Annotated in this window: 15 protein-coding genes; 9 read left to right on the top strand and 6 right to left on the bottom strand. The window is 37.0% G+C overall.

The genetic code is table 11. From position 1 onward, the window contains the following. Positions 1-100: 100 nt before the first annotated feature. Positions 101-535, top strand: coding sequence for a hypothetical protein (locus AOB46_RS05465; RefSeq protein ID WP_062697081.1), 435 nt, complete (start codon positions 101-103; stop codon positions 533-535). A 53-nt stretch (positions 536-588) separates the two neighbouring features. Here AOB46_RS05465 and AOB46_RS05460 read toward each other — a convergent pair whose 3' ends face one another. Next, positions 589-1866, bottom strand: coding sequence for a replication-associated recombination protein A (locus tag AOB46_RS05460; RefSeq protein WP_062697078.1), 1278 nt, complete (start codon positions 1864-1866; stop codon positions 589-591). Positions 1867-1968: 102 nt separating this feature from the next. Here AOB46_RS05460 and yidD point away from each other — a divergent pair, with 102 nt between their 5' ends. Both yidD and lgt read left to right on the top strand, forming a co-directional pair. Then, positions 1969-2211, top strand: a complete 243-nt coding sequence (gene yidD / locus AOB46_RS05455; RefSeq protein ID WP_062697076.1) for a membrane protein insertion efficiency factor YidD — start codon at positions 1969-1971, stop codon at positions 2209-2211. Positions 2212-2643: 432 nt separating this feature from the next. Further along, the gene (lgt, locus tag AOB46_RS05450; RefSeq protein ID WP_062697333.1) at positions 2644-3510 is read left to right on the top strand and encodes a prolipoprotein diacylglyceryl transferase; all 867 of its coding nucleotides are present in this window, start codon (positions 2644-2646) and stop codon (positions 3508-3510) included. Positions 3511-3682: 172 nt separating this feature from the next. Here lgt and AOB46_RS05445 read toward each other — a convergent pair whose 3' ends face one another. Then, positions 3683-5197, bottom strand: a complete 1515-nt coding sequence (locus tag AOB46_RS05445) for a bifunctional ADP-dependent NAD(P)H-hydrate dehydratase/NAD(P)H-hydrate epimerase (protein WP_062697074.1) — start codon at positions 5195-5197, stop codon at positions 3683-3685. A 238-nt stretch (positions 5198-5435) separates the two neighbouring features. Between AOB46_RS05445 and mscL the strand changes: the two genes are divergently transcribed. Continuing rightward, complete coding sequence (mscL, locus tag AOB46_RS05440) at positions 5436-5807, top strand: large conductance mechanosensitive channel protein MscL (RefSeq protein WP_062697072.1); 372 nt, start codon at positions 5436-5438, stop codon at positions 5805-5807. 62 nt (positions 5808-5869) lie between these two features. Here mscL and AOB46_RS05435 read toward each other — a convergent pair whose 3' ends face one another. Further along, entirely contained in the window at positions 5870-6829 is a 960-nt protein-coding gene (locus AOB46_RS05435; protein ID WP_062697070.1) for a D-2-hydroxyacid dehydrogenase, read from the bottom strand. A 102-nt stretch (positions 6830-6931) separates the two neighbouring features. Continuing rightward, positions 6932-7333 (bottom strand): phosphoheptose isomerase, encoded by a 402-nt coding sequence (locus AOB46_RS05430; RefSeq protein WP_062697068.1) that lies wholly within the window; start codon positions 7331-7333, stop codon positions 6932-6934. A gap of 323 nt (positions 7334-7656) precedes the next feature. Between AOB46_RS05430 and idi the strand changes: the two genes are divergently transcribed. The 3 genes from idi to gcvT are packed head-to-tail and all read left to right on the top strand — an operon-like array spanning position 7657 to position 9726. Continuing rightward, positions 7657-8166, top strand: coding sequence for an isopentenyl-diphosphate Delta-isomerase (idi, locus tag AOB46_RS05420; protein ID WP_062697063.1), 510 nt, complete (start codon positions 7657-7659; stop codon positions 8164-8166). Next, positions 8167-8640 carry a hypothetical protein gene (locus tag AOB46_RS05415; protein WP_062697061.1) on the top strand — a complete coding sequence of 158 codons (474 nt, stop codon included), beginning with the start codon at positions 8167-8169 and terminating at the stop codon, positions 8638-8640. A gap of 9 nt (positions 8641-8649) precedes the next feature. Next, on the top strand, positions 8650-9726 hold the full coding sequence (gcvT, locus tag AOB46_RS05410) for a glycine cleavage system aminomethyltransferase GcvT (RefSeq protein ID WP_062697059.1): 1077 nt from the start codon (positions 8650-8652) through the stop codon (positions 9724-9726). 245 nt (positions 9727-9971) lie between these two features. Here gcvT and AOB46_RS05405 read toward each other — a convergent pair whose 3' ends face one another. Together AOB46_RS05405 and AOB46_RS05400 are read right to left on the bottom strand one after the other, a co-directional pair. Beyond that, on the bottom strand, positions 9972-10160 hold the full coding sequence (locus tag AOB46_RS05405; RefSeq protein ID WP_062697057.1) for a hypothetical protein: 189 nt from the start codon (positions 10158-10160) through the stop codon (positions 9972-9974). Positions 10161-10239: 79 nt separating this feature from the next. Further along, complete coding sequence (locus AOB46_RS05400; protein ID WP_062697055.1) at positions 10240-10596, bottom strand: arsenate reductase family protein; 357 nt, start codon at positions 10594-10596, stop codon at positions 10240-10242. Between the two features lie 120 nt (positions 10597-10716). On the opposite strand from AOB46_RS05400, the gene AOB46_RS05395 reads away from it, so the two are divergent. Together AOB46_RS05395 and AOB46_RS05390 are read left to right on the top strand one after the other, a co-directional pair. Then, complete coding sequence (locus AOB46_RS05395) at positions 10717-11184, top strand: acyl-CoA thioesterase (protein ID WP_062697053.1); 468 nt, start codon at positions 10717-10719, stop codon at positions 11182-11184. 66 nt (positions 11185-11250) lie between these two features. Beyond that, positions 11251-12090 (top strand): GLPGLI family protein, encoded by an 840-nt coding sequence (locus tag AOB46_RS05390; protein WP_082377026.1) that lies wholly within the window; start codon positions 11251-11253, stop codon positions 12088-12090. Positions 12091-12267: the final 177 nt, after the last annotated feature.

The following is a 12267-nucleotide window of genomic DNA, read 5'->3' as shown; positions in this document are numbered from 1 at the left end:
CATTTATTCGTAAGTAATTATTGAAATATCATAAAAATATATCAATAATTTATAAAAAATAGTTATATTTATCCGTTTTTAACAGTTATCCATTCTGATTATGAAAAAATTTCTTTATTCTTTTTTATTGTTGTCTTCTGCAACTTTATTTGCCCAGAACAGTTCTTCAGTAAAGTTCGCTGTTGCCAACGGCGTTATCGGAACCGTAAAGATGTTTAATACAAGAAAAGAGGTGGTACAAAGCACTGCAAGTTATAAAAATGCAGCCAGCCTTCCTCAAAACCTGAAAAAATACAGTTTTATTGCCCAGAACGGCCTTGCTGAAGTTAAGTTTAAAAAAGGATATGAAGGTCTGGACAGGGTAACATTATCCCAGATGAACAGACAGTATAACCTTGCACCGGAAACTCCGGTTTTCATTGAAGGAACAGAGTTTCCTGATACCAGCATCGAAGTATATGCCGATATTGTTCAGGGTCAGTTTGAAGTTAAAGATTACAACGGAAAAAAAACACTGTTCATCACCAATAAATAAAATTTCTTTTCATACACAAAAAAGAAGGATACCTGCCGGCATCCTTCTTTTTTTTAGTATTTATGAGACCATTTTTTCTTTAATTCTTCGTAGATCTTTTTCTCAGTAGCATTATTTCCGGGTTCATAAAATTTACTGTTTTTAATTTCTTCCGGAAGAAATTCCTGCTCTACAAAATTACCTTCGTACGAATGGGCATACTTGTATTCTTTGCCATAATCCAGATCCTTCATCAGTTGGGTTGGTGCATTTCGTAAATGTAATGGTACCGGCAGGTTTCCTGTTTGCTTTACAAGTGCCAGTGCATCATTAATAGCCATATAAGTAGAGTTACTCTTTGGAGAAACTGCCAGATAAACCGCTGTTTCGCTTAATATAATTCTTGCTTCCGGATTTCCGATCACATTCACCGCCTGAAAACAGTTATTGGCAATGACCAGTGCGTTGGGATTAGCCAGGCCTATATCTTCTGCTGCAAGAATCAGCATCCGCCTTGCAATGAATTTGATATCCTCACCGCCTGCAATCATTCTGGCCAGCCAATACACAGCTCCGTTCGGATCTCCCCCACGCATTGATTTGATAAAAGCAGAAATAATATCGTAATGCTGTTCACCGTTTTTGTCATACAAAGCCATTGTTTCCTGAAGTACTTCAAGAACATCCGTATTAATAATTTCAGTGGTTTTCGAATTTTTATATTGGTTCAGAACCAGCTCTACAGAATTGATCAGTTTTCTGGCATCTCCCCCTGAATACTGAATGAAGGCTTCTTTTTCAAGAATTTTAAAGTCTGTTCCTTCATCTTTGTTATATCTTTCGGACGCGATATCAATAAGTTCTTCAAGCTTTTCATAGCTGAGCGCTTTCAGAATATACACCTGGCTTCTGGAAAGCAGGGCGGAAACCACTTCAAAACTTGGGTTTTCTGTTGTTGCCCCAATTAAAACAATCCATCCTTTTTCAACGGCATGCAATAATGAATCCTGCTGCGATTTATTGAAACGGTGAATTTCATCTATAAACAGGATCGGGGATTTTCCTGAGAACAGATTTTGTTTTTTGGCATCCTCAATTACATCCCGCACATCTTTCACTCCGGATGATACTGCCGAAAGCTTATAAAACTTTCTCCCCGACTTTTCAGAAATAATTTCTGCCAGCGTTGTTTTTCCTGTTCCCGGCGGCCCCCAAAGGATCAGTGAGTTCAAGGTATTATTTTCGATCATTTTTCTGATCGTGCCTTTTTCACCGGTAAGATGTTCCTGTCCTAAAACTTCATCCAATGTCTTAGGTCTTAATTTTTCGGCTAATGGTATATTCTGGCTCAAGATAATTTTATTTTTTTTGAATAAAGGGTCCTTCTCAGGATCTCCGAAACTTCTAACAAAATTAAACTAATTTTCATTTTTTTAGCCTATTTTTGCATTGTTTTGAAACTTACATTCAATAAAATCATTACTTTTCCTTTGGTAATTCTGATAAAATTTTACCAATGGTTCATCTCGCCATTACTTCCCAAAAACTGCCGTTACGAGCCTACCTGTTCTCATTATATGGTGAAAGCACTTCAGGTACATGGTATTTTCAAAGGATTCTGGCTGGGAGCGAAAAGAATTTCAAGATGTCATCCCTGGGGAGGTAGCGGCTATGATCCGGTTCCACCTAAAAAATAAGATCAATAATCAACTATTAAATCAATAGAAATGAGTACTCCTTTTTTCAGAATTTACCTCTTCATTTTTGCCTTCTTTACGCAGATTGCCTTTGCACAGGAATATGCCGGAGGCCTGTCTGACGGAACGTTAAAAGTAAATGAAAACAGCATTCCGGTAAAGATTTTTTCAACAACAGAAAACGGTGATCTTAGTTCTTTTCCGGAAAAGCCAACCGATAAAAATGTTTTGGTTATTCTGAATGAGTCTAATTTTGAACCGGCATATCTCAATTACAGCATTCTGACTCTGGCCAAATACAAAAGTGCCCATTATCAGTTTTTTGATAAAAATTTCAAACTGATTGAAGGTCAGGTTACCCAGGACAATATCAAACACTTCAAATATGCTGTAAAATCGGCAAAGCCCATTACAGAATCAGATCATGTATCTCTGGAAACGTCCTTCAAAATCTGGGATCCTTCAAAAGGGATTCAGGTGGGATCATTTACCCTGCATTTTTATAGCCTGATGTTTGTTTTTGCATTTGGTTTCGGCTATATCCTGATGTCCAGAATCTTTAAAATTGATAACATCAACCAAAAATATCTGGAGCCTCTTTTTACCTGGACGCTGATCGGGACCATTCTCGGAGCAAGGCTTGGCCATGTTATTTTCTACCAGCCGGAACTGTTCAAGGAAGATTTCTGGAGTGTGTTCTTACCAATAAGCACTAAAAACGGAATTAAATTTACAGGATTTTCGGGATTAGCCAGCCACGGAGCAACCATCGCATTGATTTTCACTACCTTATATTACTCATTCAGAATTATCAGAAAAAATCCGTTCTGGGTATATGACAGGCTGGGAATTGTTATTGCTTTAGGCGGAGCATTTGTAAGGATGGGAAATTTCTTCAATTCTGAAATTATAGGAAAACCTGTGAGCCCCGATTCTCCGTTTGCTATTCTTTTTCCACAGCAGAGTAGCGAATATGGAGTAACGGTTCCGCGTTATCCGAGCCAGCTTTTTGAAGCATTCGGGTATGTATGTCTGTTCATTTTATTATGGATATTATACAGAAAAACCAATAAAAAATACCAGCAGGGATGGTTATTCGGACTGTTTTTCATCATTCTTTGGGCAGTAAGATTCTTTGTAGAATTTCTGAAAGAGCCGCAAGGTGATGAATTTATACAGTTCGGGGGACTTAATACGGGACAGATACTTTCCATTCCATTTATGATTGCAGGGGTAATTATCATGATTGTTTCCAAAAAATTTAAAATCACTCCGGCAGAGAACGAGAAACCGGAATAATCTGAGGATAAAAGGTTAGAAGGAAACGGGAAGCTATTTTTAGTTATATGTATTGGCAGCCAGCGTACAATATCATTAAAAGAGTAAACAGCTACCTTCCCACTCAATAAATATAAAAGACCAGTTTGCAGATACAGACCGGTCTTTTTATTTACTCTTGTTTCTGTGTTTTCTAAAGCTTCATCTTCTTCCTGTTCAGCTTACCGAAAACGCTCCCCAATTCATTAATAACATCTGTTGGAAGCATTGATTCTTTCGCATATTTTTCCGCAGCCAGGTCAGCTGCTTTTCCGTGAAGCCACACTCCCAGCAGACATGCTTCTTCTGTTGAATACCCCTGAGCAAGCAGTGAAGCCAGAATTCCCGTAAGAATATCTCCGCTTCCTCCTTTGGCAAGTCCGGCATTTCCTGTGATATTATAAAACACTCTTCCTTCAGGAGTAACCACCTGGGTGTGATGGTCCTTTAAGATAATGTAAATATTAAGTTCACCTGCTTTTTTACGGGCCTGCTCCAAACGTTCAAAAGAGTTTGCTGTACTTCCGAACAGCCTTTCAAATTCTTTAGGATGTGGAGTAATAATAGATTTTTCAGGAATATATTTGAGACTTTCCTGGTTTTCTGAGAGCATATTTAATGCATCAGCATCTAAAACCACAGGGCTGCTGTACTGTTTTAAGAAGTCTAAAAGAGCTTTCCTGGTTTTCTCATGGGTTCCCAGCCCCGGTCCTATACCGTAAACGCTGTTTTCTTCATTTCCGATATTCTCAATATATTCAGTTCCTCCTTTTATAAACATGGCTTCAGGGCAGGCTGTCTGTAAAATTATGTATCCGCAATCCGGGGCCAGCGTAAAGGTAAGTCCGGCACCTGTTTTCAACGCCGCTCTGGTAGATAATACTGCTGCGCCTATTTTACCATAACTTCCGCCAACGATGGTCACTTTTCCATAAGTTCCTTTATGGGAGAATTCTTCTCTGGGTTTAAAAATCCGGGAGATTACATGCTGATCTGTAACATAGTCTTCAGAATTTTCCTGTTCCCGGAATTCGGGACTCAGTCCGATATCCAGGACTATTACTTTCCCTGTATATTTTCCTGTTTCCGGATGTAAAAAGCTCTTTTTCCAGCACTGGAAGCTTAGGGTGTAATCGGCTTTAAAAACAACCGTATCTTCTGTAAAAACACTATCTGCAGATAAACCAGAAGGAATATCCACGGAAATTTTCACCCCTTTCTTTTCATTAATTTCCGAAACCAGCTTTTTATAGATTCCATCCAGAGGTCTGGATAATCCTGTTCCGAAAAGGGCATCAATAATCACAGTTTCATCATCAAAGGAATATTCTTCCATTCCGCTGAGTTCCCGGACTGAAATGCCTGAGAAATCTTTCAGTCTTTGCAGGTTTACGGAAGCATCTTCGGAAAACTCTGCTTTAATGTCCGGCACAAATACTTCTACATCAAATCCTTTGGTATACAGAATGCGGGCTGCTGCAAAACCGTCGCCGCCGTTGTTTCCAGGGCCGCAAAAGAGAGCCAATCTGGTATAATTTTTACAATTCTCCGAGATCCATCCGGCCAGCGCCAAAGCCGCTCTTTCCATTAGTTTGAGAGAAGTAATTGATTCACGGGAAACAGTAAGCTGATCCCATTGACGAATTTGTTCTGCTGTAAAAATTTTCATACGATAAGTTTGAGGCAAATTACAAAAGATTTTTCATTACCACCGATTTAAGAAATAACATAAACAACTTTTAATCATAAAAAAGATTATTTAAATTAAATCCAGGCTTATATAAAAAATACAAATAAAATCAATAATAAATTTCCGCATATCAACGATAAAAAAACGACAAAAAGTGGTGTTTTTTACATTTTTTAATTATATTTTTGTGTGGATACTAATTAAAAAAATATAAATTATGGGATTTGTTAAAGAATTTAGAGAGTTCGCTTTTAAGGGCAATGTACTTGACCTGGCAGTCGGTGTAATCATCGGAGGTGCGTTCGGAAAAATTGTTTCATCTTTAGTAGAGGATGTTATTACACCTTTGTTACTGAATCCGGCTTTGAAAGCTGCAGGCGCAGAAAACATTTCAAAACTTTCATGGAATGGGGTTACCTATGGTAATTTTCTTTCTGCTGTGATTAGTTTCCTGTGTATCGCAATGGTTCTTTTCTGGATCATAAAAGGGGCTAACAAAATCATTAAAAAAGAAGAGGCTGCTCCTGCCGGGCCTACTGAAGACCAAAAACTATTGATGGAAATCAGAGATCTCCTGAAACAAAAATAATGTATAAAAAGAAAGGCACTTCAAATTGAAGTGCCTTTTCTTATTTTATGCATGTACAGCGTTTAGTGAATCTGCAAAATACTTGAAATCTGTTCTGCCAGCGAAAGTCCTATCCTGTCCTGCGCTTCCAGTGTTGATGCTCCTGTATGCGGTGTCAGGGATATTTTTGCATGGTTCAGAATTTTTTTGGAAGGTACCGGTTCGTTAATGAAAACATCCAGTCCTGCAAATTTTACTTTACCGGAATCTAATGCTTCAATTAAAGCAGCTTCATCAATTACGCCTCCTCTTGAGCAGTTAACTACTGCAACTCCGTCTTTCATACTTTCAAATTCATTTTTACCAATCATATATCCTTCTTTCTGAGCAGGCACATGTAGCGTAATGAAATCTGAGTGTTTTAAAACATCCTGAAGCGGTTCTGTTTCTATATCTACATTAATGAATTGATTGTTATAGAATTTTACTTTGATGCTGGCTTTTCCTACGTTATTATCTGCGGCAATCACTCTCATGCCCAATCCTAATGCAATTCTGGCAACTTCCTGTCCGATTCTTCCCATCCCGATGATCCCGATGGTTTTTCCTCTCAATTCAATGCCTGCTGCATATGCTTTTTTAAGAGCGGCAAATTCTGTATCTCCCACCTGGGGCATTTTCCGGTTTGAATCCTGAAGAAACCTTGCTCCTGAAAATAGGTGCGCAAACACAAGCTCTGCCACTGATTCTGAAGAAGCTGAAGGAGTATTGATTACGTGAATTCCTTTTTCCCTGGCATAATCCACATCAATATTATCCATTCCTACTCCTCCGCGTCCAATAATCCCAAGCGAGGGGCAGTTATCAATAATATCTTTTCTAACCTGAGTAGCACTCCTCACCAACAGGGTACGGATTTTATGCTCATTAATATAATCCACTAAAAACTCCTGAGGGACTTTTGCTGTAATCACTTCAAACCCTTTTTCAGTAAGTGCGTCAATTCCGGATTGATCGAGACCGTCGTTTGCTAAAACTTTCATAAATACAATATATATATTAAAAACTGAAAGATTTAAAAATTAAAGAATTTTCGGTGCTTTACACTTCTTCTTATAATCTTTAAATCTTCGCATTATCGTTGATTAATCTTTGAAAACTTCTATAGTAACCTGCTTTTCTACAAGGTCTGTAAACTTGCCTTTGTATCTTGTAGCTCTTACCAGATGGTTGTCTATCCAGTGATAGTTTCCTCCTCTTGGTTTTCCGCAGAGTACGCTGTGGTATTTGAAACCGTGCTTATCCAGCCAGTCTATGGTAATCTGTTTCAGATTTTCTGTTCTTGATGTGAAGAAACAGATCTGGTGTCCTTCATCATACCATTTGTTGATTGTTTCGAGTGCATCCGGGTAAGGTTCACAGGTAACCATTCTTTCCGGCTCTTCGTTGGGAACATCATCTGTAATGGTTCCGTCGATATCAATTAAGTAATTTTTTATCCCGTCCTTCAGAATCGGACTCACGTGCTCTATGTATTCTAATTCCATCATTACCAATTAAGATGTAAAGTTAAGGTTTTTAAAACTAACATAAGCATTAAATTGAGTTTATGTTAAAATTTTACTACAAAAATCAATATTCAGCGAATAATATAAATAATTTATTCATCAATACGCTATTTCTTATTAAAATTTTTCTTAATTATTATTCATTATGCTATTGGATTTATTTTATCCGGATGAGTTTATATTATAAATATTACTATTTTTATGAGGATTTCAAGGGACTTCCTCTTCCGGTTTCCGGCTTCAAAATATGATGTTTCACCAAAAATTTCCAAAATACATTTATTAGGCTTACATTTGTAGAAATGGAAGAATTTGTAGTTTTAGTAAATCCTTATGATGAAGTTCTGGGTCTTATGGAAAAGCAGCAGGCTCATATTAACGGGCTTCTGCACCGTGCATTTTCTGTATTTCTTTTTAACAGCAAAGGGGAAATGCTCCTTCAGAAAAGGGCTTCGGGGAAATACCATTCTCCTAACCAATGGACCAACGCGGTATGCTCTCATCCCAGAAAAGACGAAACTTATCTGGAAGGGGCTCAACGCAGGTTAAAAGAAGAGCTTGGAATTGAAACAGAACTTTCTGAAAAGTTTAGCTTCATTTACAAAGCTGATGTGGGCGGTGGACTTTGGGAACATGAACTGGACTACGTATTTACCGGAAATTACGAATCTGAATTCAATTTAAATAAAGAGGAAGTGGAAGAAGTAAGGTTTATTTCTATGGAAGAACTTGATCGAGAAATAGCCGATACTCCTGAACATTTTACAGAATGGTTCAAAATCATTCTTGAAGAATATAAACACCATTTTTAAATGATGAAAAAAGCACTTTTAGCATTCACATTTTTATCAGGCAGCCTGTTGTTTGCCCAAAAAACAAAAGTGTATGACAGCCCCAATTATTCCATTAATGTTCCTGATGGCTGGAAATCTACCAACGACAGCGATATTATCAATATTTTTCCCACAAGTGAGATTGGAGCTGTAACTATTTCGGAATACCACGATCTTGAAATTCCCAAAGCCGAAATGAAAAAGTTTATACTGGCTTTATACAAATCCAACGAAGAGGAAAATAAAATCAAAGAAAATAAAGGCAAAAAAGGATATACAGAATATTTCTATGAGTATTTTGACGAAAAGGAAAAACTGTTCTGGATTACCCGGGCTTTTCAGAAAGACAAAAACCTTTATCTGGTTTCCATCAACTGCGGACAGAAATTCTGGAACGGAAATTATATGAGCCTTTTTAATGAAACTTTTAACAGCTTTAAAATAAAGAAATAAGAATTAAATATGAAGAAAACAGCTTTATACGATAAACACGCTTCTTTGGGCGCTAAGATCGTACCTTTTGCAGGTTTTGAAATGCCTGTACAATATTCAGGAGTAACGGAAGAACACTTTGCGGTAAGAGAAAAAGCAGGATTGTTTGATGTTTCACACATGGGACAGTTTTTCATTGAAGGACCAGGTTCTAAAGAACTTTTACAATTGGTTACAACCAATAATGTAGACGCTCTGGAAAACGGAAAAGCACAATACTCATGTCTTCCGAATGAAAACGGAGGAATTGTGGACGACCTTATCGTTTATAAAATGGAGGACAACAAATATTTTGTTGTGGTGAACGCTTCCAATATTGATAAAGACTGGAATCATATTTCAAAATATAATACTTTCGGGGCTAAAATGACCAATGCATCGGATGATATGTCATTATTGGCTGTACAGGGACCTAAAGCGACTGAAATCCTTCAGAAACTTACAGAAACCAATCTTTCAGAGATTCCTTATTATCATTTTACTGTAGGAAGTGTTGCGGGAGTAAATAATGTAATTATTTCCAATACAGGATACACAGGAAGCGGAGGTTTTGAAATCTACTTCAACAATGAAGATGCCGTAAAACTTTGGGACGAGATCATCAAAGCCGGAGAACTGGAAGGAATTATCCCTTGCGGACTGGCTGCCAGAGATACTTTAAGACTTGAAAAAGGATTCTGTCTTTACGGAAATGATATTGATGACACCACTTCTCCTATTGAAGCTGGTTTAGGCTGGATTACGAAATTTGATAAGGATTTTGTGTCTAAAGAAGTTTTCGCCAGACAGAAAGAGGAAGGGGTAAACAGAAAATTAGTAGGTTTTGAGCTTCAGGATAAAGGAGTTCCAAGACATGACTATCCGGTGGTAGATGCTGAAGGAAACGTGATTGGAAAAGTAACTTCCGGCACACAGTCTCCAATGAAAAAAATCGGATTAGGTCTTGCTTATGTAGATAAGCCTCACTTTAAACTGGGCTCTGAAATTTTCATCCAGGTAAGAAACAAGAACATTCCTGCAAAAGTGGTAAAAGCTCCTTTTGTATAATTGTTCTGACATGATATTGAATAAGAGGCTGTCTTTGGGATAGCCTCTTTTCTTTTAGATTTTCTTTTATAAGTAACGCTGGGAGTTAAGAGTAAAAATCAAATTCATTGCCACCACAAACATTAGTAAAATCCGAAAGATCTGTGAGAAATTAGTTTAAATTCACATAGGCTTCTAAATTCTCTGATTTTTTATTGATCACAAATAAAAAAGAGACTGTAAAATTTACAATCTCTGTATTTTCATTACCTGCAGTAGCAACATAATGACCTGTCCGGGGTACACACATCCCCTCTTCCGGGATGACCTGAAACTACCCCTCCTGCTTCACCACAAAGCGTATAGCAGTTCACTACAATTACTTTTCCGCCACCGTTAATTTCTTTTAAATCCGGCCTGCTCAGTTTTTTTACTTTTAAAACGTTTGTATTCATACTATTATTTTTGGTATTTTAAATATATGAATAAAACTTTAAAACACTGATTAATAAAACCTGTATATGTTAAAAGGAACTATTCTTCAACTCCGAAGAATACCCTTAATGCTTCAACGTTTTTCTTATCGTTTCCAACAAAAATTTCATCATCTGTAAGGAAAACCGGACGTTTCAAAAAGGTATAATGATCCAGAAGCAATTCTTTAAAGTCTTTTTCACCCAACGATTTTACATCAAGTCCTCTTGCTTTAATCTGGGTAGACTTTTTACTGAATAATGCTTCATATGATTTTGTCTTTTTATGCATTTCCGCAAGCTCCTCTTTGGTTACCGGCTCTTTTTTGATTTCACGGAGTTCCCAGTCTGCAAGATCGAACTGTGCTAAAATCTTTCTGCAGGTATCGCATGTATTAAGATAAAATACTTTCTTCATTGTTTTTTTAATCTATTATTCGTTAAATTTTAGTCTTCATCTGAAGTTTCGCTGTTCAAAAGTAGGATTTAATCTAAGATTCTGAAAATTATTAAATAACTTTATTCAAATTTTATAAAGATGGATAATAAGCCTATTACTTTTCAGTTTATTTCGGAGCCTTCAGATGTTAATTATGGTGGAAATGTACATGGTGGAAGTGTCATGAAGTGGATTGACCAGGCAGGTTATGCATGTGCTACAACATGGAGTGGAAATTATTCTGTAACGGTTTATGTAGGCGGAATCCGTTTTTACGAGCCCATCAAAATTGGTGAAGTCGTGAAAGTAGATGCGCAGGTGATTTATACAGGATCATCAAGCATGCATATTGCGATCAATGTTTTTTCAAGGAATCTTAAACAGCCTACTTTTGATAAGAAAACGCACTGTATCATTGTTTTTGTAGCTGTAGATGAAAATGGTAAAAAGCTTCCGGTTCCTAAATGGATTCCTGAAACGGAGGAAGAAAAGCAGCAGGAACAGTATGCGAAGCGTCTTATGGAGCTGAGAACACAGATAGAAGACGAAATGAAGCCATTTTTATAAAATAAAACATGAGGCTGAAGACCAGATAAGCAAACTGTTTAATAATATTCAATATTCTCATAATTTATGAAAACTATTTCTACGATCACTGCTTTACTGCTCATAACTCTGATTCAGGCCCAGACCCATCGGTTTATTTATCAGCTGCAGTATAAGATGGACTCTACGGACAATCATCATGAAAAGCAGAATATGATTCTGGATATTACTCCAAAAGAAGTCAAGTTCTATGGACAGGATCTTGCGATTACGGATTCTGTAAATAAAAAGTTCGGGATGAATTCTAGTTATACAGACATGTCTGGCCAGGTCGTGAAAAGAAAGATCAATTCTTCTGATCATGAAAACTACATCAATATTAAACAAGGGTATTATTCTTTTAAAACGACTGACAAAATAACCTGGATTATTTCTGACGATACTAAAAAAGTTGACAACTATACTTTACAAAAAGCCGCCACAAAATTCGGAGGCAGGAGCTGGACTGCATGGTTCTGTAAAGATATTCCTTTCAATGAAGGTCCTTTTAAATTCAGGGGACTGCCGGGGCTGATCTTTGAATTGTCGGATGATAAGAATAACTTTATCTATACCCTTACTAAAAGCCAAAAACTCATGGAGGTTTATTCCACCCAGAATTTTGTGGAATCCAGCTTCGGGAATAAAGCGGTTCCTATCAATGAAAAGCAGAAATATAAACTGATTATGGAATTTTACAATGATCCCTTTGCTTTTGAGCGAAATAATTTCAGTAAAACCAACACCGGTCTGAAAATCAATATCAATGGAAAAGAAATCCGTACGGTTGACGAACTGAACACCCAGACGAAAAGCATGCAGGAGGTTATCAGAAAATATAACAATCCTATTGAAATAGATAAAGTGGTACACTATCCTGTATACTGAGTAAAAGCATCATCAGTTCCTCTAATTCTTAACCAATTTTTGTTTTTAGTATAACATAAAATATACCACACCTTTGGGCTAAATCTTATTGAATTCGGTTTATTTTTTTATTCAACACGCTGCCCTCCTTATTGATATATCCAATTTGAAGTTTAACGGCAAGATCTTTTATCTTTT

This window comes from Chryseobacterium indologenes (assembly GCF_001295265.1).
GTDB lineage: Bacteria > Bacteroidota > Bacteroidia > Flavobacteriales > Weeksellaceae > Chryseobacterium > Chryseobacterium indologenes_A.
This window is presented reverse-complemented; position numbering and strand designations above follow the sequence as displayed.

What these genes read in the sequence shown, in the direction of transcription:
- AOB46_RS05465 (WP_062697081.1), top strand. Translation starts at nt 101, where the DNA reads ATGAAAAAATTTCTTTATTCTTTTTTATTGTTGTCTTCTGCAACTTTA.
- AOB46_RS05445 (WP_062697074.1), bottom strand. Translation starts at nt 5,197, where the DNA reads ATGAAAATTTTTACAGCAGAACAAATTCGTCAATGGGATCAGCTTACT.
- mscL (WP_062697072.1), top strand. Translation starts at nt 5,436, where the DNA reads ATGGGATTTGTTAAAGAATTTAGAGAGTTCGCTTTTAAGGGCAATGTA.
- AOB46_RS05435 (WP_062697070.1), bottom strand. Translation starts at nt 6,829, where the DNA reads ATGAAAGTTTTAGCAAACGACGGTCTCGATCAATCCGGAATTGACGCA.
- AOB46_RS05430 (WP_062697068.1), bottom strand. Translation starts at nt 7,333, where the DNA reads ATGGAATTAGAATACATAGAGCACGTGAGTCCGATTCTGAAGGACGGG.
- idi (WP_062697063.1), top strand. Translation starts at nt 7,657, where the DNA reads ATGGAAGAATTTGTAGTTTTAGTAAATCCTTATGATGAAGTTCTGGGT.
- AOB46_RS05415 (WP_062697061.1), top strand. Translation starts at nt 8,167, where the DNA reads ATGATGAAAAAAGCACTTTTAGCATTCACATTTTTATCAGGCAGCCTG.
- gcvT (WP_062697059.1), top strand. Translation starts at nt 8,650, where the DNA reads ATGAAGAAAACAGCTTTATACGATAAACACGCTTCTTTGGGCGCTAAG.
- AOB46_RS05405 (WP_062697057.1), bottom strand. Translation starts at nt 10,160, where the DNA reads ATGAATACAAACGTTTTAAAAGTAAAAAAACTGAGCAGGCCGGATTTA.
- AOB46_RS05400 (WP_062697055.1), bottom strand. Translation starts at nt 10,596, where the DNA reads ATGAAGAAAGTATTTTATCTTAATACATGCGATACCTGCAGAAAGATT.
- AOB46_RS05395 (WP_062697053.1), top strand. Translation starts at nt 10,717, where the DNA reads ATGGATAATAAGCCTATTACTTTTCAGTTTATTTCGGAGCCTTCAGAT.
- AOB46_RS05390 (WP_082377026.1), top strand. Translation starts at nt 11,251, where the DNA reads ATGAAAACTATTTCTACGATCACTGCTTTACTGCTCATAACTCTGATT.